22 protein-coding genes and 1 pseudogene are annotated in these 25,434 nt (G+C 72.6%); 9 read left to right on the plus strand and 14 right to left on the minus strand.

Translation table 11 applies throughout. The features are described from left to right. Nucleotides 1–2 precede the first annotated feature (2 nt). The 4 genes from LN251_RS11720 to LN251_RS11735 all read right to left on the minus strand — a co-directional run bounded on the left by LN251_RS11720 (nucleotide 3) and on the right by LN251_RS11735 (nucleotide 3,067). On the minus strand, nucleotides 3–866 hold the full coding sequence (locus tag LN251_RS11720; protein ID WP_458244382.1) for a GNAT family N-acetyltransferase: 864 nt from the start codon (nucleotides 864–866) through the stop codon (nucleotides 3–5). Nucleotides 867–1,602: 736 nt separating this feature from the next. Beyond that, complete coding sequence (locus tag LN251_RS11725; protein ID WP_458244383.1) at nucleotides 1,603–2,205, minus strand: GNAT family N-acetyltransferase; 603 nt, start codon at nucleotides 2,203–2,205, stop codon at nucleotides 1,603–1,605. Between the two features lie 8 nt (nucleotides 2,206–2,213). Further along, nucleotides 2,214–2,618 carry a Zn-ribbon domain-containing OB-fold protein gene (locus tag LN251_RS11730; RefSeq protein WP_458244384.1) on the minus strand — a complete coding sequence of 135 codons (405 nt, stop codon included), beginning with the start codon at nucleotides 2,616–2,618 and terminating at the stop codon, nucleotides 2,214–2,216. Beyond that, nucleotides 2,615–3,067 (minus strand): DoxX family protein, encoded by a 453-nt coding sequence (locus LN251_RS11735; RefSeq protein WP_458244385.1) that lies wholly within the window; start codon nucleotides 3,065–3,067, stop codon nucleotides 2,615–2,617. The genes LN251_RS11730 and LN251_RS11735 overlap by 4 nt, the downstream gene beginning before the upstream one ends. 196 nt (nucleotides 3,068–3,263) lie before the next feature. Between LN251_RS11735 and LN251_RS11740 the strand changes: the two genes are divergently transcribed. From LN251_RS11740 to LN251_RS11765, 6 genes are all read left to right on the plus strand, one after another. After that, the gene (locus tag LN251_RS11740; RefSeq protein ID WP_458246705.1) at nucleotides 3,264–4,853 is read left to right on the plus strand and encodes a subtype B tannase; all 1,590 of its coding nucleotides are present in this window, start codon (nucleotides 3,264–3,266) and stop codon (nucleotides 4,851–4,853) included. A gap of 160 nt (nucleotides 4,854–5,013) precedes the next feature. Further along, nucleotides 5,014–6,201: a flavin-containing monooxygenase gene (locus LN251_RS11745; RefSeq protein WP_458244386.1), complete on the plus strand. Its 1,188-nt coding sequence runs from the start codon at nucleotides 5,014–5,016 to the stop codon at nucleotides 6,199–6,201. A gap of 142 nt (nucleotides 6,202–6,343) precedes the next feature. Then, on the plus strand, nucleotides 6,344–7,840 hold the full coding sequence (locus LN251_RS11750; protein WP_458244387.1) for a flavin monoamine oxidase family protein: 1,497 nt from the start codon (nucleotides 6,344–6,346) through the stop codon (nucleotides 7,838–7,840). Nucleotides 7,841–7,972: 132 nt separating this feature from the next. Then, nucleotides 7,973–10,198, plus strand: coding sequence for an acetate--CoA ligase family protein (locus tag LN251_RS11755; RefSeq protein WP_458244388.1), 2,226 nt, complete (start codon nucleotides 7,973–7,975; stop codon nucleotides 10,196–10,198). Next, nucleotides 10,189–10,980 (plus strand): enoyl-CoA hydratase/isomerase family protein, encoded by a 792-nt coding sequence (locus tag LN251_RS11760; protein ID WP_458244389.1) that lies wholly within the window; start codon nucleotides 10,189–10,191, stop codon nucleotides 10,978–10,980. Before LN251_RS11755 ends, LN251_RS11760 begins: the two co-directional genes overlap by 10 nt. A gap of 40 nt (nucleotides 10,981–11,020) precedes the next feature. After that, nucleotides 11,021–11,614 carry a flavin reductase family protein gene (locus LN251_RS11765; protein WP_458244390.1) on the plus strand — a complete coding sequence of 198 codons (594 nt, stop codon included), beginning with the start codon at nucleotides 11,021–11,023 and terminating at the stop codon, nucleotides 11,612–11,614. A gap of 96 nt (nucleotides 11,615–11,710) precedes the next feature. On the opposite strand, the pseudogene LN251_RS11770 reads toward LN251_RS11765, so the two are convergent. Together LN251_RS11770 and LN251_RS11775 are read right to left on the minus strand one after the other, a co-directional pair. Next, nucleotides 11,711–11,947: pseudogene (locus tag LN251_RS11770) on the minus strand (hypothetical protein); the annotation flags it as partial. 23 nt (nucleotides 11,948–11,970) lie between these two features. After that, nucleotides 11,971–13,287 carry an MFS transporter gene (locus tag LN251_RS11775; protein WP_458244391.1) on the minus strand — a complete coding sequence of 439 codons (1,317 nt, stop codon included), beginning with the start codon at nucleotides 13,285–13,287 and terminating at the stop codon, nucleotides 11,971–11,973. Nucleotides 13,288–13,358: 71 nt separating this feature from the next. Here LN251_RS11775 and LN251_RS11780 point away from each other — a divergent pair, with 71 nt between their 5' ends. Then, nucleotides 13,359–14,420, plus strand: a complete 1,062-nt coding sequence (locus LN251_RS11780) for a GlxA family transcriptional regulator (RefSeq protein WP_458244392.1) — start codon at nucleotides 13,359–13,361, stop codon at nucleotides 14,418–14,420. A gap of 5 nt (nucleotides 14,421–14,425) precedes the next feature. Here LN251_RS11780 and LN251_RS11785 read toward each other — a convergent pair whose 3' ends face one another. The 3 genes from LN251_RS11785 to LN251_RS11795 form a co-directional block, all read right to left on the minus strand. Further along, complete coding sequence (locus LN251_RS11785; protein WP_458244393.1) at nucleotides 14,426–15,475, minus strand: Zn-dependent alcohol dehydrogenase; 1,050 nt, start codon at nucleotides 15,473–15,475, stop codon at nucleotides 14,426–14,428. Further along, on the minus strand, nucleotides 15,475–16,623 hold the full coding sequence (locus LN251_RS11790; RefSeq protein WP_458244394.1) for an acyl-CoA dehydrogenase family protein: 1,149 nt from the start codon (nucleotides 16,621–16,623) through the stop codon (nucleotides 15,475–15,477). The genes LN251_RS11785 and LN251_RS11790 overlap by 1 nt, the downstream gene beginning before the upstream one ends. Before the next feature lie 126 nt (nucleotides 16,624–16,749). After that, nucleotides 16,750–17,658, minus strand: coding sequence for an SDR family oxidoreductase (locus LN251_RS11795; RefSeq protein WP_458244395.1), 909 nt, complete (start codon nucleotides 17,656–17,658; stop codon nucleotides 16,750–16,752). A gap of 84 nt (nucleotides 17,659–17,742) precedes the next feature. On the opposite strand from LN251_RS11795, the gene LN251_RS11800 reads away from it, so the two are divergent. Then, the gene (locus LN251_RS11800; protein ID WP_458244396.1) at nucleotides 17,743–18,669 is read left to right on the plus strand and encodes a cyclase family protein; all 927 of its coding nucleotides are present in this window, start codon (nucleotides 17,743–17,745) and stop codon (nucleotides 18,667–18,669) included. 414 nt (nucleotides 18,670–19,083) lie between these two features. On the opposite strand, the gene LN251_RS11805 is transcribed toward LN251_RS11800, so the two are convergent. From LN251_RS11805 to LN251_RS11820, 4 genes are all read right to left on the minus strand, one after another. Further along, entirely contained in the window at nucleotides 19,084–19,545 is a 462-nt protein-coding gene (locus tag LN251_RS11805; protein ID WP_458246706.1) for an ATP-binding protein, read from the minus strand. A 499-nt stretch (nucleotides 19,546–20,044) separates the two neighbouring features. Continuing rightward, on the minus strand, nucleotides 20,045–20,974 hold the full coding sequence (locus tag LN251_RS11810) for an acyl-CoA dehydrogenase family protein (protein ID WP_458244397.1): 930 nt from the start codon (nucleotides 20,972–20,974) through the stop codon (nucleotides 20,045–20,047). Between the two features lie 3 nt (nucleotides 20,975–20,977). Next, the gene (locus LN251_RS11815; protein WP_458244398.1) at nucleotides 20,978–22,111 is read right to left on the minus strand and encodes an acyl-CoA dehydrogenase family protein; all 1,134 of its coding nucleotides are present in this window, start codon (nucleotides 22,109–22,111) and stop codon (nucleotides 20,978–20,980) included. Further along, nucleotides 22,111–23,307, minus strand: coding sequence for an amidohydrolase family protein (locus LN251_RS11820; protein ID WP_458244399.1), 1,197 nt, complete (start codon nucleotides 23,305–23,307; stop codon nucleotides 22,111–22,113). The genes LN251_RS11815 and LN251_RS11820 overlap by 1 nt, the downstream gene beginning before the upstream one ends. 99 nt (nucleotides 23,308–23,406) lie before the next feature. On the opposite strand from LN251_RS11820, the gene LN251_RS11825 reads away from it, so the two are divergent. Next, nucleotides 23,407–24,924, plus strand: coding sequence for a class I adenylate-forming enzyme family protein (locus LN251_RS11825; RefSeq protein WP_458244400.1), 1,518 nt, complete (start codon nucleotides 23,407–23,409; stop codon nucleotides 24,922–24,924). Here LN251_RS11825 and LN251_RS11830 read toward each other — a convergent pair. Continuing rightward, nucleotides 24,908–25,420, minus strand: a complete 513-nt coding sequence (locus tag LN251_RS11830; protein ID WP_458244401.1) for an EF-hand domain-containing protein — start codon at nucleotides 25,418–25,420, stop codon at nucleotides 24,908–24,910. The two genes, LN251_RS11825 and LN251_RS11830, sit on opposite strands and share 17 nt — an antisense overlap. Between the last annotated feature and the right edge of the window lie 14 nt (nucleotides 25,421–25,434).

A 25,434-nucleotide genomic window follows, 5' to 3' on the forward strand; every position in this document is an offset into this window, starting at 1 on the left:
GCTCAGGCCCCGGTGAATCCGTACAGCCTGAAGTCGGCCACCGGGCGGTAGCCGATGCGCTGGTAGAGGGCGTTGCTGGTCGGGTTCGCGAGATCGGTGAACAGCAGCACCTCCTGCGCGCCCGCCGCCAGCGCGGCCCGGCTGACCTCGGCCGTGACCGCCCCCGCGTAGCCGCGGCCGCGCAGGGGGGCCGGGGTGTAGACGGGTGCCACGCGGATCTGCCCGGCGACCATCGGCGTCACCCCGGCCATGGACAGGGGGGTGCCGTCGGTGTCCTCCCAGAGGGTGACCCCGCCGTAGGAGAGGCGGGCGTCGGCCCACCGGTCCGCGGGCACCGCCGCATGGGCGCCGACGGCCTGCGTGAACTCCTCGTACCAGCGCTCCAGTTGCCGCCGGTCGGCCTCCTGCGCCACCCGCGGCCGGCCCTTCGGCACGGGCCCCGGTTCCGTCATGGTGCCCAGCCGGTACAGCCGGTGGCGTTCGCGCTCCACCGCGGTCCCGCCCGTGTGCCGCCGCCAGGCCTCGGCGAGTGCGGCGGCGGTGGCCGCCTCACCGTTGACGCCGGTCAACGCCCGCCCGAGACCGGCCAGATGGACCGCGAGGGCGTCCACGTCCTCGGGGGCGAGGGCGGTGACGTACAGCTCGTAGGGAGGGGTGCAGAAGCAGGCGGCGCGGACGGCGCCGTCCCTCTCCAGGACGCCGAAGTACGGGGCCTCGCCGCCGTAGTGGCCGGAGCCGCGGGTGCGCAGGCCCTCGGTCACCGTCAGCGGGACGGTGTGCAGGGCGGGACGGGAGCGGAGGAAGGCCCCGGCGCGCGCGAGGAAGGCGTCCAGGTCGTCGAGGAAGTACCAGTCATCGGGCCGCATACCCCATGGTCACCCGCACCCGATACCGAACGCCTCCGAATTACGGCCCGCCCGGGCCCCGGCAGCACAGCCCGCCCGGCTCCGCGCCACGACGATCCCACGCCGCGTCACGCACGACCCGCCCCGCGTCCGAGCGCCTCGGCCCCACGTCACGCGCCAAGCCACCCCGCGTCACAGCCCATCCCGACCCCGCGCCACGCACCGACCCACCCCGCGTCACAGCCCAACCCGACCCCGCATCGTCACGCACCGACCCACCCCGCGTCACAGCCCAACCGGCTCGGCGTCACAGCCCACCCCGCCCCCGCGCCACAGCCCTTCCAGCTCCCCGTCGCAGCCCTTCCGGACCCCGCGTCACAGCCCTTCCGAACCCGCGTCACGCACCAACCCGCCCGCGTCACAGCCCAACCGGCTCGGCGTCACAGCCCACCCCGCCCCCGCGCCACAGCCCTTCCAGCTCCCCGTCGCAGCCCTTCCGGACCCCGCGTCACAGCCCTTCCGAACCCGCGTCACGCACCGACCCGCCCGCGCCACAGCCCACCCCGCCCCCGCGTCACAGCCCTTCCGAACCCGCGTCACGCACCAACCCGCCCGCGTCACAGCCGAGCCACCCCGCGTCACAGCCCAACCGGCCCCGCGTACGCACCGACCCGTCCCGCGTCACAGCCCAGCCACCCCGCGTCAACAGCCACCCCGACCCCGCGTCACAGCACCGCCGACCCCACCCCGCCTCCCGTCACAGCCCCTCCGGCTCCCCGTCCGTCGCCAGGCGGCCGTGCAGGTGCATGTCTCGGAACGCGTCGTGCCGGCCCGCTTCGAACATCGCTCCGCGCAGCGTCCCCTCGTACCGGAAGCCGCATCGTTCCGCTATCCGGCAGGAGGCCTCGTGCCCGAGGGCGTGGTCGAGTTCGAGGCGGTGCAGGCCCAGGTCGATGAGCGCCCAGCGGGAGGCGACGGCCAGGGCGCGGGTGGCGACCCCGCGGCCGCGCGCCTCGGGCAGTACCCAGTAGCCGACGCGGGCGTTGCTCAGCGCGTGGTTGATGAGGTTGAGGCCGACGTGGCCGAGGATCGTGCCGCTGCCGGCGTCGGTGACGCAGTAGGAGGCCCCGGTGCCCTCCGCCGCGCTCAGCGTCTTCGCGCTCAGTGACTCATGGGCCGACTCCAGGTCGGTGACCGGCCTGAGCGGGGTGTTCCAGCGCCGGAAGTCGGGGTCGGTCAGGCCGCGCAGCCAGTGCGCGACGTCGGTCTCGCTGCCGGCGTCCCACAGGCGCAGGCGCAGGCCGTACCCGTGCAGGACGGGGAAGGGCGAGAGGGCGTGCTGTTCGTCGACGGGGGGCATCGCCCCATTCAAGCCGCTGTGCCGCCCGTGCGCGGTCGGAACACCGGCACTCCCTCCCGGAACGTCACCTCCAGCTCCAGACCGGCGGCCGGCTCCGCGCACCCCACGACCTCGGTCATCATCCGCGGCCCCTCCTCGAGGTCGACCACGGCGGCGACGTACGGCGTCCGCTCCCCGAAGGGCGGCAGGTCGTTGCGGTGGACGACGGACCAGGTGTAGAGCGCGGCCCGGCCGCCGGCCCGCTCCCAGGTCACGTCCTCGCTCCAGCAGTGCGGGCAGAACTCCCGCGGGTAGTGGTGCGCCCGCCCGCAGGCCCCGCAGCGGCGGATCAGCAGCCGGCCCTCGGCGGCCGCGTCCCAGTACGTACGGGTGAAGGCGTCGGCCTCGGGGACGTCGTGGCGGGCGGCGGTCATCGGAACAGTCCCAGCGCGCTGTCGAGCGACCAGGTCTGCCACGACATGCCGAACAGGCCGACCAGCGACATCAGCGCCATCATCGAGTTCTGCCCCTGCTCGGCGACCTCGTGGATCATGAGGGTGAAGTAGAGGACGTTCAGCAGCAGGCCCCCGACCAGGGCGACCGGGGTCAGGAACCCGGCCACCAGGCCGAGGCCGATGGCCAGTTCCGCGTAGACGACGACGTACGCCATCGTGCGCGGCCGGGGCGCGACCATGACCTCGAAGCCGGACCGTACGGCGTTCCAGCGGTGCTTCGCCGCGATGCCGGCCGCCCACTGGATTCCGGTCCCGCGCTCGAACCAGGCCTTGCGGTCCTTGTGCCGCCAGCTCTCCAGCCACCACAGCCCGAGTCCTATGCGCAGCACGGCCAGCCACTGCGCGCCCGTGAGCCAGATCGAGTCCATGGCATCTGACGGTACGTCAGATACCGCGATCCCGGAAGCCTGCCTGTGCGTCGCCCGTGAAGCTGTGGGGTCGCCATGAATACCCACGGATTGTTGGCAATTTTGTCTGCACTCTCGCTAGCTTCACAGACGCAACCCGCATACCGAGGGAGACGAAACCGTGAAGCACAGGGCAGTCAAGCGCAGGACCGTCGTGATGGGTATCGGCGCCACGGCGGGCGTCGCCGCGGCCGGCGGCATCGCCCTCGGCGCCCAGGCGTCCACCGGCTCCTCGTCGTCCGCGTCCTCCTCCGGCTCGCTGGTCTTCGACCCGGACGACTACGAGAAGCTGACGACGACGGTCACCGGCACCGACGGCGCCGAGCACTCGGTGACCTACCACTTCTGGAAGGCGATCACCTACGTCGCCAAGCCGGTGGACGCCACCTACCAGTCGCTCGTCGTCAGCGCGCCGGTCGAGATCGACGGCAAGGCGGTCGACGCGTCCGACGCGCCGATCCTGTTCGCGAACTCCGTCGGCGGCTACATGCCGTCCTCCGTCGCGGACGCGACGGGTGTCGGCGCCGGCGGCATGGGCGGCGGCGCACCCGGCGGCGGTGCCCCGAGCGGCAGCGCCTCGCCCGGCGCCTCGGCCCCGGGCGCGAACGGCGACACCAACGCCACCGGCGGCGCCACCGCCTCCAACCAGCTCCTGGCGCTGGCCGCCGGCTACGTCGTCGTCGAGCCCGGCGCGCGCGGCCGCACCCTGAAGAACTCCGCGGGCGAGTACTACGGCACCGCCCCGGCCGCGATCGTCGACCTGAAGGCGGCCGTGCGGTACGTCAGGTCCAACAAGGGGCGCATCCCCGGCGACGTGGACCGGATCGTGTCGGCCGGCACGAGCGCGGGCGGCGCGCTGTCGGCGCTGCTCGGCGCCTCCGGCGACAGCCCGATCTACGACCCGTACCTGAAGGAGCTCGGCGCGGCCGACGCCTCCGACGCGATCTTCGCGACGGGCGCCTGGTGCCCGATCACCGACCTGGAGCACGCCGACGGCGCCTACGAGTGGAACTGGGGCGCCAACGCCACCCAGTCCACCGGCAAGGTCGTCGACCAGAGCGTGTCGAAGGACCTCGCCGCGCGGTTCGCGGAGTACCAGGCGTCGCTGCGGCTGCGCGGCCTGAACCGCTTCGGCGCGCTGACCGCCCGCAACTACGACGACTACCTGCTGGAGCAGTACCTGCGGCCGTCGGCGACCCGGTACCTCGCCGCCCTGTCGGCCTCCGAGCGCGAGACGTACCTGGCGAAGAACACCTTCATCACCTGGTCGGGCGGCAAGGCCACCTTCGGCTGGGACGACTACCTCACCCACGTCGGCGCCCGGAAGAAGACCGCGCCCGCCTTCGACGCCTTCGACCTGTCGGCCGGCGAGAACAACGAGTTCGGCGCGGGCACCACCGCGAACCGCCACTTCACCGCCTACGGCGCGAAGAACGACACCACCGGGCTCGGCACGAAGCGGGTCGCCGCCGACATCCCCGAGAAGCTGCGCCTGATGAACCCGATGTACCACCTGGTGGACAGGGTCAACGGCCGCCGCTCCAAGCACTGGTGGATCCGCCTCGGCACCAACGACACCGACACCTCGCACGTCATATCCGGCAACCTCGCCGCCGCCGCGGCCGGCCTGGGCGACGAGGTGAACCACCTCTACTACTGGGACCAGGGTCACGGCGCGAACACCGACCCGGGTGACTTCATCGCCTGGATCGCCGAGGTGACGGGGTTCAAGCGCGCCAAGAACTAGCAGGCGCCCGAGGTCACCGGGCCCGGCTTCCCCGTACGACCACAACCAGGTGGCCTACGTCACAAGCCCCACCCACTTCTCCTACAGGCGTGATCAATCCGCAACCAATTGTGGTCTTGACCGAGACCCATCAAGCTGGTGCGAGATTACGCTCGCGCTCATGGCCGACTCCACACCGTCCCCGACCCCCTCGGACCGCCCCGTCTACATCGTCGGCGGCGGTCCGGCGGGGCTCTCCGTCGCGTACGCGCTGCGGGCCCGGGGCATACGCGCCGTCGTGCTGGAGAAGTCCGACAGCGTGGGCGACTCCTGGCGGCGGCACTACCACCGGCTGCGCCTGCACACCACCCGGCGGCTGTCGGCCCTGCCGGGGCTGCCGATACCGCGCCGGTTCGGGCGCTGGCCGGCCCGGGACGACGTGGTGCGCTACCTGGAGAAGTACGCCGAGGTACACGAGCTGGAGATCGTCACCGGCGTCGAGGTCTCGCGGATCGAGCGCCTGCCCGACGGCACCGGCTGGCTGCTGCGCGCCACCGGCGGACGTGAGCTGACCGGCGCGGCCGTCGTCGTCGCCACCGGCTACAACCACACGCCGTACGTCCCCGGCTGGGCCGGTCTCGACGACTACACCGGCGACTTCGCGCACGCCTGCGCCTACCGCAACCCCGAGCCCTACGCCGGCCGTGACGTCCTCGTCGTCGGCGTCGGCAACACCGGCGCGGAGATCGCCGTGGACCTGGTGGAGGGCGGCGCGGCGCGGGTACGGCTGTCGGTGCGCACGGCCCCGCACATCGTCCGGCGCTCCACGGCCGGCTGGGCCGCGCAGTACACGGGCGTGCTCGTACGGCGGCTGCCGGTCGGGCTGGTGGACCGGCTGGCGCGGCCGCTGGCGAAGCTCAGCGTGCCGGACCTGTCCGCGCAGGGGCTGCCCCGCCCGGACACCGGCCTCTACAGCCGTGCCAGGGACGGCGCCATCCCCGTCCAGGACGTCGGCCTCATCGACGCCGTACGCAAGGGCCGCGTCGAGGTGGTGGCCGCCGTCGACGGCTTCGACTCCGGCAAGGTCGTCCTCGCCGACGGCACCCGCATCTCCCCCGAGGCGGTCGTCGCCGCCACCGGATACGTCCGCGCGCTGGAGGACCTCGTCGGCCACCTCGACGTGCTGGACGACCGCGGCAGACCCCTCGCGCACGGCGCCCGCGCCCCGCAGAACGCGCCCGGCCTGCACTTCACCGGCTTCACCACCCCCCTCAGCGGCACGCTCCGCGAGGTGGCGAGGGACGCCGAGAAGATCGCGAAGTCGGTCGTCCGGAACGGCGGGGACACCCTGTCCCGGCTGCCCGGCTGACGCAGGAACCACTCAACTCCCTTTCTCCACGCTCCCGTTGCTCACGTGCCAGATGTGACGGGAGCGTTGTGGTGTGCCGCCCTGCCGGGCCAGAATGTGAACACTGCTCACTTTCTGGCTCCACACCCTCTCCCCTCGGAGGATGCACGTGGCACGCGAAAGACAGTTCTCCCGGCGCTCCCTGCTCGGCGGCGCCGCCGCGGCGGCGGGCGCCGTGACCCTCGCCGGCACCGGCGCCGGAACCGCCGCGGCGGCAACCACCCGGGACGTGGACGTCGTCGTCATCGGCGGCGGTATCGCCGGCCTGACCGCGGCCCGCGATCTGGTGGCCGGCGGAAAGACGGTGGCCGTCCTGGAGGCCCGGGACCGCGTCGGCGGCCGGGTCGTCAACCTCTCCCTCGCCAACGGCGGAGTCACCGAGGGCGGCGGCGAGTTCATCGGCCCCACCCAGGACCGCATCAGGGCGCTCGCCGACTCGCTGGGCGTGGCCACCTTCACCACGTACAACACCGGCAAGAACCTGCTCTACAAGGACGGCACCCGCACCCCGTACGCCACCGACGGCCTCCTCGGCTCGGTCCCGCCGGTCGACGCGGCCGGCCTCGCCAACGCCGCCATCGTGCAGGCCAAGCTGGACGACATGGCCAAGACGGTGCCGGTCGACGCGCCGTGGACGGCGCCCAAGGCCGCCGAGTGGGACAAGCAGACCTTCGAGAGCTGGCTGAACGCCAACGCGATCGTGCCGTCGGCGAAGTTCCTCCTCGACGTGGCCTGCACCTCGATCTTCTCGGCTCAGCCGCGTGAACTCTCCCTGCTCTACGTCCTGTTCTACATAGCGGCCGCCGGCAACGAGTCCACCGCCGGCACCCTGGAACGCCTCACCGACACCGCGAACGGCGCCCAGGAGTCCCGCTTCGTGGGCGGCTCCCAGCAGGTGCCGATCAAGCTGGCCGCCACGCTCGGCGACCGGGTGGTGTTGAGCGCGCCCGTGCGGTCGGTGACACAGTCCGGCGGGAAGTACCTGGTGAGCGCGGACGGCATCACCGTGACCGCGAGGAAGGTCGTGGTCGCCGTACCGCTGCCGCTGACCGGCCGGATCGCCTTCGACCCGCTGCTGCCGGCCGCCCGCGACCAGCTGAGCCAGCGCATGCCGATGGGCTCGATCGGCAAGGCGATCGCGGTCTACGACACCCCGTTCTGGCGGGCCGACGGCCTCAACGGCCAGGTCGTCAGCGACTCCGGCGTGGTCCGCTCCACCTTCGACAACTCCCCGCCCGACGCCTCCTACGGCGCCCTGATGGGCTTCATCGAGGCCGACGAGATGCGTGCCTACGACGCCTCCTCCGTCGACGAGGTGAAGGCGGCCGTCCTCAAGGACTACGTCACCTACTTCGGCGACAAGGCCAAGTCACCGGCCTCCTTCGTCCTGCAGCGCTGGGACAACGAGGGCTTCTCGCGCGGCGGCCCGGTGGCCTACGCCCCTCCCGGCGTCCTCACCGAGTACGGCGCGGCCCTGCGCAAGCCGTTCGGTGGCATCCACTGGGCGGGCACGGAGACCTCCACGTACTGGACCGGGTTCATGGACGGCGCGGTGCGCTCGGGCGAGCGGGTGGCCAAGGAGGTCCTCGCCGCCCTGTGATCCGCCGGGCCGGGGGTTGATCCGGTTTCGGGTTCACCAACTTTGCGTGCACAGCAGTTCCTGACACAGCGTCAGTTCCCCTAATCTGACACTACGTCAGTTATTGGCTGTCACACAGGAGCGGGCGGACCGATGCTTGGATCAACCCACGGCACCCTCACCACCGACTCCCGCCGGGCCCGGGTCATCGCCTGCGGCGAGCAACCCGGCCCCGCCGTCCACGGCCGGCCCGCCGACGTCGACGACCTCGACGTCAGCGGCCGTCCCCTCTATGCCGCCGTCCCCGATCTGGACCGGTTCTTCCGGCCCGAGTCCGTGGCCGTGGTCGGCGCCTCGGACACCGAGGGGCGGCCCAACACCGGTATCACCCGGCAACTGGTCGCCTGGGCCGAGCGCGTCGGGGCGCGCCTGCACCCCGTCCATCCCAGCAGGCCGTCCGTCTTCGGCATCCCCTGCTCCCCCTCCGTCGCCGACCTGCCCGAACAGGTCGATCTCGCCGTGCTGCTGGTCGCCGACCCGCTTCCGGTGATCGACCAACTGGCCGAGGCGAAGGCGAGGTTCGCGGTCGTCTTCGCCTCCGGGTTCGCCGAGACGGGTGCGGCGGGCGCGGCAGCGCAGGAGCGGCTGGCCGCCGCCGTGGCCCGCTCCGGCATGCGACTGCTGGGTCCCAACACCAATCTCAACGCCTTCGAGCGGTTCCGCGACGACCTCGACGGTCCGGCCATCGCCCTGATCACCCAGTCCGGCCACCAGGGCCGTCCGGTCTTCGCCCTCCAGGAGCTCGGCATCCGGCTGTCCCACTGGGCGCCCACCGGCAACGAGGCGGACCTGGAGACGGCCGACTTCCTCTCCTGGTTCGCCGAGCGGCCCGAGGTCGGCGCCATCGCCTGCTACATCGAGGGCCTCAAGGACGGCCGGTCCTTCCTGCTCGCCGCCGACCGGGCCGCCCGCCGCAAGGTGCCGGTCGTCGCCGTCAAGGTCGGGCGCACCGAGACCGGCGCCCGCACCGCCGCCTCCCACACCGGGAAGCTGACCGGCGCCGACACCGTGGTGGACGCGGCGCTGCGGCAGTTCGGCGTGATCCGGGTGGACGGCCTCGACGAACTCCAGGACACCGCCGCCCTGCTGGCCCGGGCCAGGCCGCCGGTGGCCGACGGCGTCGTCGTCTACTCCATCTCGGGCGGCACCGGCGCCCACTTCGCCGACCTCGCGACCGAGGCGGGGCTGCGGCTGCCGGTGCTGTCCCGGGCGAAGCAGGCCGAGCTGCACCAGTGGATACCCGAGTACCTGAGCGTCGCCAACCCCGTGGACAACGGCGGCCACCCGGTCGGCGACGAGCGCGGCCGGAAGATCATCGACGCGATCCTCGACGACCCCGCGGTGGGCGTGCTCATCTGCCCGATCACCGGCCCCTTCCCGCCGCTGAGCGACCGGCTGGTGCAGGACCTGGTGGACGCGGCCGAGCGCACCGACAAACTGGTCTGCGTGGTCTGGGGCTCCCCGGTGGGCACCGAGCCCGCCTACCGGGAGGTGCTGCTCGGCTCCTCCCGGGTGGCCACCTTCCGCACCGCCGCGAACTGCGTCACCGCCGTCCGCGCCCACCTCGACCACCACCGCTTCACCGCCCGCTACCGCTCCCCCTTCGACGAGGCGCCGCGCACCCCCTCGCCGTCCTTCCGCAAGGCGCAGGCCCTCATGCGTCCCGGCCAGCAGCTGAGCGAGCACGCCGCCAAGCAACTGCTGCGGGCGTACGGCATCCGGGTGCCGCGCGAGCAGCTGGTGACCAGCGCGGCGGCCGCCGTACGCGCCGCGGGCCTGGTCGGCTACCCCGTGGTGATGAAGGCGTCCGGGGCGCAGATCGCCCACAAGACCGAGCTGGGCCTGGTGAAGGTCGGGCTCACCTCCGCCAGCCAGGTCCGGGACGCCTACCGGGAGCTGACCGACATCGCCCGCCACGAGGGCGTCGCGCTCGACGGCGTGCTGGTCTGCCAGATGGTGGAGAGGGGCGTGGAGATGGTCGTCGGCGTCACCCACGACGAGCTCTTCGGGCCGACGGTGACCGTGGGTCTCGGCGGGGTGCTGGTCGAGGTGCTGCACGACGTGGCCGTCCGCGTGCCGCCCTTCGGGGAGGAGCAGGCCCGGGACATGCTCGGCGACCTGCGCGGGCGGGCCCTGCTGGACGGGGTGCGGGGGCGTCCGCCGGCCGACCTGGACGCTCTCGTGGAGGTCGTGCTGCGGGTGGAGCGCATGGCGCTGGAGCTCGGGGACGTCCTCGCGGAGCTCGACATCAACCCCCTGATGGTGCTGCCCAGGGGGCAGGGCGCGGTGGCGCTGGACGCGCTGGCGGTGTGCAGGTGACCGGGGTGCTGCACACCGTCGACGCCGGGGTCGCCCATCTCACCCTGAACCGGCCCGAGGCCCTCAACGCGCTCACCCCCGGCCAACGCGACCTGCTCGTCGAACTGTTGGCGGACGCCTCGGCCGACCCGGGCGTGCGGGCCGTCGTCCTCACCGGGACCGGGCGCGGCTTCTGCGCGGGAGCCGACCTGCGGGGCAGGGCGGCGGCCGGCGAGCGGGTCGCCGGCGACGTGGCGCGCATGATCCGCACGGGCGCGCAGCGCCTGATCGCCGCCGTCCTCGACTGTGAGAAGCCGGTGATCGCGGCGGTGAACGGCACGGCGGCGGGCCTCGGCGCGCATCTCGCCCTCGCCTGCGATCTCGTCCTGGCCGCGGAGTCGGCGAAGTTCATCGAGGTGTTCGTGCGCCGCGGGCTCGTGCCGGACGGCGGGGGCGCCTATCTCCTGCCCCGTCTGGTCGGCCCGCAGCGCGCGAAGGAGCTGATGTTCTTCGGCGACGCGCTCTCCACGGCCGACGCAGAGCGCCTCGGCCTGGTCAACCGGGTCGTCCCGGACGCCGAGTTGGACAAGACGGCCCGGGAGTGGGCGGCCCGCCTGGCCGCCGGCCCCACTCGGGCCCTCGCCCTCACCAAGCAGCTCGTCAACGCCTCCCTCGACGGCGACCGGGCGGCCGCCTTCGCCGCCGAGGCCGCCGCGCAGGAGATCAACATGACGACGGCGGACGCCCAGGAGGGCGTACGCAGCTTCGTGGAGCGCAGAAGCCCGGAGTACCGGGGTCGCTGACCTTCCCATCTGACGAACCGTCAGCTTCAATGGAGGGGTGATGGGACACGCAGGAGCGGCCGCGGCCGCCGTCCGGTACCTGAGGTCGGGGCCCCCGGCCCCCGTGGAGGCGCTGCCGCGCCCGGAGCTGCGCTGCGTCCGCGAGGACGAGCGGGCCCCGGTCGACCCGGCCGGGTTCCGGCGCGTGCTCGGGAACTTCGCGACCGGCGTCACCGTCATCACCGCGCCCGCCGGGCCCGGCGAGGACACCCCCGCTGGCTTCGCCTGCCAGTCCTTCTCCTCCCTCTCCCTCGACCCGCCCCTGGTCGCGTTCATGGTCGGCCGTACGTCGACGACCTGGCCGCGTATCGCCCGTGCGGGCGTCTTCTGCGTCAACGTCCTGAGCGCCGGGCAGGGCGAGCTGTGCCGGTCCTTCGCGGTGAGCGGGGCGGACAAGTTCGCGGGCGTCGCCCACGATCCGGCTCCGGTCTCCGGCTCCCCGCGCCTGGCCGGTGCGCTGGCCTGGATCGACTGCACGGTCCACGCGGTGCACACCGGCGGCGACCATCTGATCGTGGTGGGCCGGGTGGAGGCACTGGGCACCGGCGACGAGGAGAGCGAACCCCTGCTCTTCCACCGGGGCCACTTCCGCTAGGTCTGTCGCTCGGCCCGGGCCGGCTGCAAAGAGACGCCGCCCTGCGGCCGAGCCGAACGGGTCATGGAGGAGCCCGCGACCGCAAGGCGGCACAGGGAGCGAACGCGCCGCCCCCCGCCCGCTCTCGCCGACCCGGCGCACCAGATCGGTGTTCCAGGTGGCGCCGAGGCCGACCGCCTGCGGGAAGACCGTCGCCGGGCCCATCCGCGCCACGCCGTGCAGGGCCTCCTGGCCGATGCGCCAGGCGGCGATGCCCAGACGCTCCACGGCGGGCGTGAACTGGTGCAGGAAAGCGAGCCTCTCCGGCGAAGCCGAAAGCGGGGCCCGCGACACCGAGCCGGCCCGAACGGCGGGCCCTACGCCGCCGCTCCCGCCAGCGCGCTGACCGGGGTCGGCCTGCGGCGGATCACCAGGGCCATCAGGGCCGCCGCCGCGCACAGGGCGCCCGACGCGTACCAGACCATGTCGTAGGAGCCGAAGACGTCCCGCGCCACGCCGCCGAGGAAGGCGACCAGCGCCGCGCCGACCTGGTGGGAGGCCAGCACCCAGCCGAAGACGATCGCGCTGTCCTCGCCGTACTGCTCCCGGCACAGGGCGACGGTCGGCGGGACGGTGGCGACCCAGTCCAGGCCGTAGAAGACGATGAAGAACAGCATCGGCGGATGGACGCTCGGTGCCAGCAGCATCGGCAGGAACAGCAGGGAGATGCCGCGCAGGGCGTAGTAGACGGCGAGCAGCCGGCGTGGTTCGAAGCGGTCGGTGAACCAGCCGGAGGCGATCGTGCCGACCACGTCGAAGACGCCGATCACCGCGAGCAGCGAGGCCGCCGCCTGCACGGGCATGCCGTGGTCGTGCGCGGCGGGCACGAAGTGGGTCTGGACCAGGCCGTTGGTGGAGGCGCCACAGATCGCGAAGGTGCCGGCCAGCAGCCAGAAGGTGCCGGTGCGGGAGGCCTTCAGCAGCACGGTGACCGCGCGGCGGGCGGCCCCCACCGCGGGCTCGGGCTTCGGTACGAACTCCACGGCGCCGTACGGCTTCAGGCCCACGTCCGCCGGGTGGTCGCGCAGCAGCAGCCAGACGAAGGGGACGACCGCGAGCGCGGCCAGGGCCACGGTGACGGCGGCCGGACGCCAGTCGTGCTTCTCCACGATCCAGGACAGCAGGGGGAGGAAGATCAGCTGGCCGGAGGCGGAGGCGGCGGTCAGGATGCCCGTGACCAGGCCCCGGCGTTCGGTGAACCAGCGGTTGGTGACCGTCGCCGCGAAGGCGAGGGCCATCGAGCCGGAGCCGAGACCGACCAGCAGGCCCCAGCAGAGCATCAGCTGCCAGGCCGCCGTCATCCACACCGTCAGGCCGGAGCCGAGCGCGATCACGGTCAGGGCCACGGCGACGACCTTGCGGATGCCGAAGCGGTCCATCAGCGCCGCCGCGAACGGCGCGGTCAGACCGTACAGCGCGAGGTTGACGGAGACCGCGGCGCCGATCGTGCCGCGCGACCAGCCGAAGTCCTGGTGCAGCGGGTCGATGAGCAGTCCGGGGAGCGAGCGGAAGGCGGCGGCGCCGATGATCGTCACGAAGGTGACGGCGGCGACGAACCAGGCGCGGTGGACGCGACGGGATCGGCGGGGCGCGTCAGCCGCCTCGACGACTGCGGGTTCGGTTGTCTGGGTCACGCCATAGAGCATCCGGTCCGCGGCACCGCGCAACCACTGGCCCGAAGGACAGCATTCGTTAGGATCGAGCCATGGACACGGCCATGAGCAGCCCGAGCAGCGAGCCCGCCGAGCCGGAGTTCCGCCCGCACCGCGTGGTGGTCCTCGCCATGGACGGGCTGCTCCCCTTCGAGCTGGGCATCCCGCACCGCATCTTCGGGCGCCCCAAGGACACCCTGGGGCGCCGCCTGTACGAGGTCCTGACCTGCTCGGTCCGGCCGCCCGGCCCGGTGCGCACCGACGCCGACTTCGCCATCGCGGTCGAGCACGGCCCGGAGCTGCTGGCCACCGCCGACACGGTGATCGTCCCGGCGTCGTACGAACTGGGCCCGGTCTTCGAGGAGGGCGTCCTCACCGCCGAGCTGGCCGCCGCCCTCGCCCACATCCGCCCCGGCACCCGGCTCGCCTCCATCTGCACCGGCGTCTTCGTCCTCGCCGCCGCCGGCTATCTCGACGGCCGGCCGGCGACCACGCACTGGGCGGAGACCGACCAGCTGCAGCGCCTCTTCCCGCAGGTCGAGGTCGACCCGAACGTCCTGTTCATCGACGACGGCGACGTCCTGACCTCGGCCGGCGTCGCGGCCGGCATCGACCTGTGCCTGCACATGGTGCGCCGCGACCACGGCACGGCCGTCGCCAACGACGTCGCCCGCCGCACCGTCGTACCGCCGCACCGCGACGGCGGCCAGGCGCAGTACATCCAGCGGCCCGTCCCCGAGCCCCGGCTTGCGACCACGCGCGGGGCCCGCGCCTGGGCGCTGGGCCGCCTGCACGAGCCGATCCAGCTGCGCGACATGGCCGCGCAGGAGTCCATGTCGGTACGGACGTTCACGCGCCGCTTCCGTGAGGAGGTCGGCGTCAGCCCCGGCCAGTGGCTGACCCAGCAGCGCGTCGAACGAGCCCGCCAACTGCTGGAGACCACCGGCCTGTCCATGGACCGCATCGCCCACGACGCCGGCTTCGGCACGGCCCAGTCGATGCGCCAGCACCTGCAGACGGCGCTCGGGGTGACCCCGACCGCCTACCGCCGCACCTTCCGCGCCACGAACGCGGGTTCCGCCGCCGAGCCCGTCGGGGCGCTGGAATCGGCCTGACGGGGTCAGAAGGTCAGTACCGCCCTCGCCACCCGGCCGGCCTCGGCGTCGGCCGCCGCCTTCTCGAAGTCCTCCACGGGGTAGGTGGCGGTCACCAGCTCGTCGAGGAGCAGGCGGCCCTGCCGGTAGAGCTCGGCGTACAGCGGGATGTCGCGCTGCGGCCGGGAGGAGCCGTACCGGCAGCCGAGGATCGACTTGTCCAGGAACATCGAGGAGACGAGGAAGGACGCCTCCGCCTTCGCGGGCGCCGTGCCGAGCAGCACGGCCTGGCCGTGGCGGTCGAGGAGGTCGACGGCCTGCCGGACCAGCTCGACGCGTCCGACGCACTCGAAGGCGTGGTCGACCCCGTGGGGCAGCAGGTCGCGCACCGCGTCCGTGGAGGTCAGGAAGTCGGTGGCGCCGAACTGCCGGGCCACGGCCTCCTTCGCCGGGTTGGCGTCGACCGCCACGATCCGCGACGCCCCCGCGATCCGCGCGCCCTGCAGGACGTTCAGCCCGATCCCGCCGGTACCGATGACCAGGACGGACTCCCCGCGGTCCACCCGGGCGCGGTTGAGGACGGCCCCGACCCCGGTCAGCACCGCACACCCGATGAGCGCGGCGGACGGCATCGGGACGTCCTTCGGGATGCGCACCGCCTGCACGGCCCTGACCACCGTGGACTCCGCGAAGGCGGAGTTGGACGCGAACTGGTACACCGCCTTCCCGCGCCGCGCGAAGGGCTTGCCCGGCCGCCCGATCGCCTGCCGGCACATCGTCGGCCGCCCCCGGTCGCAGTCCGCGCACGTCCCGCAGTTGGCGAGCGTGGACAGCGCCACATGGTCGCCGGGCGCGACATGGGTGACCCCGGCGCCGACGGCCTCCACCACCCCCGCCCCCTCATGTCCCAGCACCACCGGGAGGGGGAAGGGGATGGTGCCGTCCACCACCGACAGGTCGCTGTGGCACAGCCCGGCCGCCGACAGCGCGACCCGCACCTCGCCCGGCCCCGGGTCCCGTACCTCCAGGTCGTCCACGACCTCCACCCGCTTCCCGTCGAACACCACACCACGCATCAGACGACCCCCTTGGGCTCCCTCGGCAGGCCGAGCACGCGCTCGGCGATGATCGTGCGCTGGATCTGGTCGGAGCCGCCGTAGATGGTGTCGGCCCGGGAGAACAGGAACAGCTGCTGGTCGCGGTCGATCTCGTACGGCGCCTCGGGCGCCCAGTCCCGCGGCCCGGCGGACGCCTCCGCCCCGCGCACCAGCACCGCCAACTCGCCCAGCCGCTGGTGCCAGTTCGCCCACAGCAGCTTGGACACGCTCGGCGCACCGGCGTCACCGGAGCCGCCCACGGTGCGCAGGGCGTTCCAGCGCATGGCGCGCAACTCGGCCCACTGCCGCACGAGCGCGGCGCGTACGACGGGGTCGTCGGCCGCACCGGTGCGTACGGCGGTCCGCACCACCCGCGTCAACTCCTGGGCGAAACCGATCTGCTGGGCCAGGGTGGACACCCCCCGCTCGAACCCGAGCAGGCTCATCGCGACCCGCCAGCCCTGCCCCTGCGCGCCGACGACGTGCTCCGCACGCGCGCGTGCCCCGTCGAAGAAGACCTCGTTGAACTCGCTCGTGCCGGTCATCTGCCGGATGGGCCGCACCTCGATCCGCCCCGGCTGGTCCATCGGCACGAGCAGGAAGGTCAGCCCGTGGTGCCGGCGCGACCCGGCCTCCGTGCGCGCCAGGACGAAGCACCAGTCGGCCTCGTGCGCCAGCGATGTCCAGATCTTCTGCCCGGAGATCCGGTAGCCCTCCCCCTCCCGTACCGCGGCGGTGCGCACCCCGGCCAGGTCGGACCCGGCGTCCGGCTCGCTGTAGCCCTGGCACCACAGCTCGTCCCCGGCGGCGATCGGTGGCAGGAAACGCGCCTTCTGCTCGTCGGTGCCGTGGGCGACGAGGGTGGGGGCGAGCAGGTTCTCCCCGATGTGCCCGGAACGGGGCGGCGCCCCGGACCGCGCGTACTCCTCGGCCCAGGCGACCTGCTGGGTGAGGGTGGCGATCCGGTTGCCGTACCCGCCCTCCCCCCACCCGAGCCCGATCCACCCGGCCTTCCCGAGCGTGCGCTCCCAGACCCGACGGTCCGGATCAGGCCCGACGTGCTCACGCAGCCAGCCCCGGGCCTCGCCCCGGAACACCTCGTCCTCGACACTGAACCCAAAGTCCACGGACGTCTCCTCACAGGAAGTGGGGGTTGCTCCTGATGCCGGGCGACTCGCCCCACCCAGGGGCGCGGGGAACTGCACGACAAGCCACAACCGACCCGCACCCGCCGTACGACCGCACCCCCCGAGCTATTGGGCGTTCGGCCTGTCCCCCCGCGCCGCCGCCCTCTCCATCGCCTCCACCTGCACAAGCATCGGCATCGGGTCCACCCCCACCGACCCCGGCAGAAACGCCGCGATCGTCTCCGGCGTCCACCCACCGGAGGCGTACGCCGCCCGCAACTCCCGCGGCTGCGCCCACACCGCCAGCTTCGCCCCGGCGATCGTGTACACCTGCCCGGTGATCTCCTTCGCGCGGTCGGACAGCAGGTAGACGACCAGGGCGGCCACGTCCTCCGGCTCCCCGATCTCGGCGAGTTCCGTGGGCACGTTGGCCGACATCCGGGTCCGGGCGACCGGCGCGACCGCGTTGGCGGTCACCCCGTACTTGTGCAGGCCCAGCGCCGCGCTGCGGACCAGCGAGATGATCCCGCCCTTGGCGGCGCTGTAGTTGGCCTGCGACACCGACCCCTGGTGGTTGCCGCTGGTGAACCCGATCAGCGTCCCCGCCCGCTGCTTGCGCATGACCGCGGACGCCGCCCGGAACACGGTGAACGTGCCTTTGAGATGCGTGGCGAGGACCGGGTCCCACTCGTCCTCGGACATGTTGAACAGCATCCGCTCGCGCAGGATCCCGGCGACGCACACGACGCCGTCGAGCCGCCCGTACGAGGACAGCGCGAGGTCGACGATCCGCTGGCCGCCGGCCATCGTGGACACGTCGTCGGCGACCGCGACCGCTTCCCCGCCCGCGGCCTCGATCTCCTTGACCACGCTCTCGGCGACCTCGCTCGTGGGGGACTCCCCCGCCACCGAGACGCCGTAGTCGTTGACGACGACCCGCGCTCCCTCGGCGGCGGCGGCCAGTGCGACGGCCCGCCCGATACCCCGCCCGGCCCCGGTCACGGCGATCACCTTGCCTGCCAAGAAGTTCCCCACGCCCGGCCCCTTCCCGCGGTTTCTGACGGACCGTTAGATTTTATGTCCCGTCAGATACCTGGAGACAAGCCCCGGGGAGAGCCGATGTCGTTGCCGGCCGAGTTCCACGAGATCGCCAAGCGCGTGAACAACTGGGGGCGTTGGGGAGCCGACGACGAGATCGGCACCCTCAACCTGATCACCGACGAGGTCGTCCGCGAGGCGGCGGCGACCGTGCACAGCGGCCGCCGCGTCCCGCTCGCCCTGCCCCTGAAGCAGGACGGCGTGCAGAGCGGGATGATCCCGGGCCGGGTCAACCCGCTGCACGCCATGGTGCAGATCAACCAGGAGCTCTTCGGCCCGGGGACGGTGGCCTGCAGCGACGACATCGTGACCATGGGCCTGCAGGCGGCCACCCACTGGGACGCGCTGACCCATGTCTCGCACTCGGGCAGGATCTACAACGGCCGCCCGGCCGGCACCGTCACCCCGCACGGCGGCGCGGAGTTCGGGGGCATCGACAAGGTTCGGCACGTGGTCTCGCGCGGGGTGCTGCTGGATGTGGCCCGGGCGCTCGGCAGGGACCGGCTCGACGGCGGGCACGCGGTCACGCCGGAGGACCTGGAGGCCGCCGAGGACCTCGCCGGCACCCGCGTGCGCGCCGGCGACGTGGTGCTCGTACGGACCGGGCAGATCCAGGTGTATCTCGCCGGGGACCGGGAGGGGTACGGCTATCCGTCGCCCGGGCTGTCCGTCCGCACTCCGGAGTGGTTCCACGCCCGCGACGTGGCCGCCGTCGCCGACGACACGCTGACCTTCGAGATCTTCCCGCCCGAGATCGAGGACCTGTGGCTGGCTGTGCACGCGCTCGATTTGGTGGAGATGGGGATGCTGCAAGGCCAGAACTGGAATCTGGAAGAGTTGTCCACAGCCTGTGGAGAAACCGGCCGGTACGCGTTTCTGCTGTCGGCGATGCCCGAGCCCTTCGTCGGCGCGACGGGGACTCCGGTGGCCCCCGTCGCCGTTCTGTAGCCGAGCCCCGCACGGCGGGAGGCGTCGTCTGGCGGCGCGGCCTCCCCCACCGCCCCGAGCACGGCATACGCGCCGCCATCCGACCCCGGCGTACCCGCCCCAGCCCTCTGGCCCTGAATCCGAAAGAGCTGACGCCGACTCACGATCCGCACTCGACGAGGACCTCCGTCACCGAAACCCCCGTCGTCCCCTCGCGGCGAATCGCTGACCACCAGCGTGTTCACCCGGTCACGACGCGTCAACACCCTAACGGGGATTTATGACTTAAGTCCCTTTTGCAGTGACCGCGCACGGATGCACGGGCCCGGCGCACCGCACCGCGCGGGACGGGGGCGACGGGGATTTCTGCACCCGTGCATCGGACATGACGTCAATCGGCCAGACCGTCTTGAACGGTGGCGGCGCCCCGGACGGTCACACCGTCTCGAACGCCAGCCCCTCGCAGGCCGGGACACCGCCCAGACAGCTCGCCGCGTCCCCGCGCGGCCGGTCGCAGCGGTCGAGTTCGCACCAGATGCTCTTGCCGGCCCCCTCGGGGCTCCAGCCCCAGCGGTCGGCGAGACCGTCGACGAGGGCGAGTCCGCGCCCGCCGGTCGCGTCGCCGTCCACACACCGGGGTACCGGGGCCCGGTCGCTGGCGTCGGCGACCTCGAGGCGGACGGTGGACGGCTCGGCCGCCCCCTCGGGCAGGCTCAGCCGCAGCACGGCCGGACAGCCGGTGTGCACCACGGCGTTGGTGACCAGTTCGGAGACGAGCAGGATCAGCGTCTCGGCGAGCGGCTCGTCGGCCGCTATTCCGGACACGGCGAGGCGTGAACGGGTCCACCTCCGGGCTCGCCCCACCTCAGTGGGGTCGGGCCGGATCTCCAGCTGCACTTGAAGCACCTGCACCGCTCACACCATCCGAACCGGCGGACACATGACCTCATGCCGCGTGAGGCGTGCCAGAGGCACCGCGGCGAGGGCCACGATCGTAGCCATTTTCTGCATGGCCAGAACAACAGCCGACGCAGAGCCCAGGGCAGGGGTCACGGAACGTGAATCCCTTGCACGACAGCATGGTTGACGTACAGTCACCTCAACAAGCGCTTCGGGCATATTCCAGCGCGAAGGAGTACCCGTGCGGCATACTGTGCGACGCTCCCTACGAGGAGTCGAACAGGCCGTTTGAAGGGCCGCCCCGGGGGCGACACCGGTACCGACCTCGCCCGGAACCACTCGCATCCCACAGAAGGTACCGGAGCCGGTCGCCGACTCCGGGCCGTGACGGGTCACACGGAGGACACAACCCGGTATCAACGCTCCGTGATGTCGCCGTGCCACGATCCGCGACATCCGGACGGCCGCCCGACGGAAAGCCGCAGGCCCGCCCTGTTCATGCCACGAGGTCGGCCGCGAGCAGCTCCTCACTCTCCGTACCGCCACCGCCACGTTCCGACCGCACCCACGCCCGCTTCAGCAGCAGATGCACCTCGCTCTCCCAGGTGAAGCCCATGCCGCCGTGCACCTGGAGGCAGTCGCGGGCGCCGCGCACGGCGGCCTCGTCGGCCAGCAGCCGGGCCGCGGCGATGTCGGCCCGGTCGGCGGTGACGGCGGCCGCGTAGACCGCGGCACGGGCCACCTCGGCGCGCACGAGCATCTGCGCGCACAGGTGCTTGACCGCCTGGAAGGCCCCGATCGGCTGCCCGAACTGCTCGCGCGCCCGGGCGTGTTGCACCGCCAGTTCGCCCGCGCGCGCGGCGGTCCCGAGCTGCTCGGCGGCCGTCAGCAGCACGGCGACGGGATCGGTACGGGCCGGCGCGGGCACCCGGTGCAGGGGCGTGAGCGGGTCCACCGACCGCAGCGGTACGGCCCCCTCGGCACCCGGCCGCACCACGTCCGCCTCCTCCAGCCACTCCACGAGCCTGCCGTCGGCTGCGGCGACGACGACCTCCCCCTCGGCCGCCCCCGGCACCTCCCCGGCGGCGAGATGCGTGGCGACGAGCGGCCCGGGCACGAGCGCCCGCCCGACCTCCTCGAACACCAACACGGCCTCCGGCAACCCCAGTCCGGCTCCCCCCTCGGCTTCGGGCAACCGCAGGGAAAAGACCCCAAGGTCTCCCAAGGCCCGCCACAGCACCCGGTCGAGACGTGGCCGCTCATCGCCGGGCCGGGCGTCGCCGGAAAGGGGTGCGGGGCTGTGTCCATCTGCGGCTCCGCCGCGGGGCGCGACAAGCCACGACGAGCCCGCACCTGCCCCACGCCGCACCACCCCCCGCACAGCCGCACGCAACGCCCCCTGCTCCGACGTCAGTTGAAACCGCACCGCTCACCTCCCCTTCGGCAGCCCGAGAATCCGCTCACCCACGATGTTCCGCTGGATCTGCGAGGTCCCGGCCGCGATGGTGTACGACAGCGACGACAGCCGGTCGAGCACCCAGGGCCGCTCCAGATCCAGCGAGTCCGCCCCCAGCACCTCGGCCGCCGCGTCGTACAGCTCCTGCCGCGCGTGCGAGTACCGCAGTTTGAAGACCGAGCCCCCCACTCCCGGTACACCGCCGGAGGCCTCCGCCTCGCTGACGTTCCACTGCGTCAGCCGCCACAGCGCCCGGAACTCGGCGTTCAGCCGGCCGAGCCGCCGCCGGAGCGCGGCATCGTCCCAGCGCCCGTTCCGCCGCGCGACGACCGCCAGTTCGCCCAGCACGCGCCGGCAGGCGACCACCTCTCCGACGAACGCCGTGCCGCGCTCGAAGGAGAGCGTCACCATCGTCACGCGCCAGCCGTCGTTCTCGTCCCCGACCCGGTTGGCGACGGGCACCCGGACGTCGTCGAGGAACACCTCGGCGAACTCCGCCGACCCGGCGAGGGTGCGCAGCGGCCGTACGGTGATGCCGGGGGCGTCCATGGGCAGGGCCAGCCAGCTGATGCCCCGGTGTCTGGGGGCGTCCGGGTCGGTCCGCACCAGCAGTTCGCACCAGTCGGCCACCTCGGCGTGGGAGGTCCAGATCTTGGACCCGCTGACCACGTAGTCGTCGCCGTCCCGGCGTGCGCGGGTGCGCAGCGCCGCCAGGTCGGAGCCGGCGTCGGGTTCGCTGAAGCCCTGGCACCAGACCTCCTCGCCGCGCAGGATGGGCGGCAGCCAGCGGGCGCGCTGCTCGGGCGTGCCCTCGGCCGCGACGGTGGGTCCGGCGTGCAGCAGCCCCACGAAGTTCGCGCCGACATAGGGCGCGCCCGCCCTCTCGGTCTCCTCCAGGAAGATCAGCCGGACGCTCGGGGTGCCCTCCCAGTGGACGTCGGCGTACCCGGCGTCGTACAGCATCCGCTGCCAGCCGAGGTCGTAGGCACGGCGCCCGGGCCAGTCGTCCGGGGACGGTTTCGGCGGCAGGGTCGGCAGCACCTTGCCGAGCCATTCGCGCAGCCGCGCCCGGAACTCCTCCTCCTCCGGGGTGTACGACAGGTCCACTAGCGGTCCAGGTCGAGGTCGAGCATGCGGATCGCGTTGCCCCGCATCAGCTTGTAGACCGTCTCGTCGTCGAGGCCCTTCACATGGTCGAGGGCGATCTCCTTGGTGTGCGGGAAGGTCGAGTCGACGTGCGGGTAGTCGGTCTCGAAGGTGGCGTTGTCCCGGCCGACCGCGTCCAGGGACGCCACCCCGTGCTTGTCGCGGAAGAAGCAGCAGAACATCTGCCGGTAGTAGTACGTGGACGGCGGCTCGGGGACCAGGTCGCGCACGCCGCCCCAGGCGCGGTGCTCCTCCCAGACGTCGTCGGCGCGTTCCAGGGCGTACGGGATCCAGCCCATCTGCCCTTCGGAGTACGCGAGTTTGAGGGCCGGGAAGCGCACCAGCACGCCGCTGAAGAGGAAGTCCATCATCGAGGCCATGGCGTTGTTGAAGCTGAGGGAGGCCTGGACGGCCGGCGGGGCGTCCGGGGAGGCGGCCGGCATCTGGGACGAGGACCCGATGTGCATGTTGACGACCGTGCCGGTCTCCTGGCACACCGCGAAGAACGGGTCCCAGTAGCCGGAGTGGATGGACGGCAGGCCGAGGTAGGTGGGGATCTCGGAGAACGTCACCGCCCGCACCCCGCGCGCGGCGTTGCGCCGGATCTCCGCGACGGCGAGCCGCACGTCCCACAGCGGGATCAGGCACAGCGGGATGAGCCGGCCGCCGCTGTCCCCGCACCACTCCTCGACCATCCAGTCGTTGTAGGCGCGCACGCAGGCCAGCGCGACCTCCTTGTCGTGCGCCTCGGCGAAGGTCTGCCCGCAGAAGCGCGGGAAGGAGGGGAAGCACAGGGAGGCCTCGACGTGGTTGAGGTCCATGTCCTCCAGGCGCGCCTTGGGGTCCCAGCAGCCGCGCCGCATTTCCTCCCGGGTGATGCCCTCCAGGGTCATCTCGTCGCGGTCGAAGCCGACGGCGGCGATGTTGCGTTTGTACGGGAACTTCAGGTCCTCGTAGATCCACCAGTCGGTCGGCGGGCCGTCCGGGTCCATCGTGATCTGGTACTTGCCGCCGACGTAGGCGAGTTCGCCGATGCCTGCGGTCAGGGCCTGGGGGCCGCGGTCGCGGTACTTCTCCGGCAGCCAGGTGTCGAAGAGGTGCGCGGGTTCGATCACGTGGTCGTCGACGCTGATGATGCGGGGCAGTTCGGTGTCCATGGTCCCCTCCGCCGGACGGTGTTTCCCTGACAGGCGCTATCTGATGGGTCGTCAGATAGCATGTCACCTGACGAGTCGTCAGCCAAGCAGGGGGCACCCGTGAACGAGACCCCGCACTCCCTGAGCTCCGCCCGGACCCTGTGGGACCTGGTCGTCCGCCGCGCCGGCCTCACCCCCGACCGCCCGGTCCTCCTCCAGGACGACCGCCGCCTGACCTTCGGGGAACTGCGCGCCCGCGCCGAGCGGGTGGCGGCCGGCCTGTACGACATGGGCGTGAGCCCCGGCACGGTGGTCGCCTGGCAACTGCCCACCCGCATCGAGACGGCCCTGCTGTCCTTCGCGCTGGCCCGCCTGGGCGCCGTGCAGACGCCGGTGATCCCCTTCTACCGGGACCGCGAGGTCGGCTTCGCGCTGCGGGAGTCGAAGGCGGAGTACTTCGCGGTGCCGGGGACCTGGCGGGGCTTCGACCACACCGAGATGGCCCGGCGGCTGGGCGCGAAGGGCGTCTTCGAGGCGTACGACACCCTCCCCGACGGCGACCCGGCCGTCCTGCCCCCGCCGCCCGCCGAGGGCACCTCGGTCCGCTGGATCTACTGGACCTCGGGGACGACGTCGGACCCCAAGGGCGTGCTGCACACGGACCGTTCACTGATCGCCGGCGGCTCCTGCCTCGCCCACGCGCTGCGCCTTTCGGCCGACGACGTCGGCTCGATGGCCTTCCCGTACGCCCACATAGCCGGGCCCGACTACACGGTGATGCTGCTGCTGTACGGCTTCCCCGCGGTGATGTTCGAGCAGTTCGCGCTGCCCGACGCGCTGGAGGGCTACCGCCGGCACCGGGTGACGGTGGCCGGCGGGTCCACGGCCTTCTACTCGATGTTCCTCGCCGAGCAGCGCAAGCAGCCGGGCACCAGGGTCATCCCCTCGCTCCGGCTGCTCGCGGGCGGCGGCGCCCCGAAGCCGCCGGAGGTGTACCACGCGGTCGTACGGGAGATGGGCGTGCAGCTCACCCACGGGTACGGCATGACCGAGGTGCCGATGATCACCATGGGCGACCCGGAGGACAGCGTGGAGAACCTGGCGACCACCGAGGGACGGCCGCCTCAGGGTATGGAGATACGGATCGTCGACGGCGAGGTGCGGCTGCGCGGCGAGGCCGTCTGCCAGGGCTACCTGGATCCGGCGCAGACCGCCGAGTCCTTCGACGACGAGGGGTTCCTGCGCACCGGCGACCTGGGGTTCGTGACGGACAGCGGCCACCTGGTGCTCACCGGCCGGCTCAAGGACGTCATCATCCGCAAGGGCGAGAACATCTCGGCCAAGGAGATCGAGGACCTGCTGGCCGCCCACCCGGCCGTCGGGGACGCCGCGGTGATCGGCCTGCCGGACGCCGAGCGCGGGGAGCGGGTCTGCGCGGTCGTCGAACGGGCGCCCGGTGCACCGGAGTTGACCCTGGACAGGGTGACGGCGTACCTGCGCGCGGAAGGGCTGTCGGTGCACAAGCTGCCGGAGCAGCTGGAGCTGGTGGACGCCCTTCCCCGCAACGACACTCTGCGCAAGGTGCTCAAGTACAAGCTGCGCGAGCGCTATGCGGACGGCGCTACTCGGGGACGGTGAAGTAGCGGGCGAACGCGGCCACGATCTCCGCCTCCCCGACCTTGCCGTCGCCGTCGGTGTCGAGCGTTGCGGCGGCCGCCCCGGCGATCTCCTCGTCCGCCCCCAGGGCGCGCAGCACGCGCACGGTGTCCGCGACGGTGGCCGCCCGGTCGCCGTCGGAGTCGGCGAGGTCGAGGGCCGCGTGCAGGAAGGGGCGGGCGATCTCGGCGAACCGGTCGGGGTTGTCCCGCAGGCGCTTGACCGCGCCCGTGACGAACTCCTCGCGCGTGATGCGCTGGTCGCCGTCCCGGTCCGCGATCCCGGCCATGCCCTGCCAGAACGCCTCGGCGCCCGCGTACAGCGCCTGCCCCTTGTCGGAGCGCGCCGCGACACCGAACTCGGTGAGCAGCGCCTTGGCCGCCGCGCTGAAGTCCTCGCGGTCGATGTAGCCGTTGCCGTCCTGGTCGAAGGTGGCGAACCGGGCGGCGATCCTGCGCTCGTACTCGCTGCTGACCATGTCTCTCGAGCCGC

Source organism: Streptomyces sp. MAI_2237, from assembly GCF_054189285.1.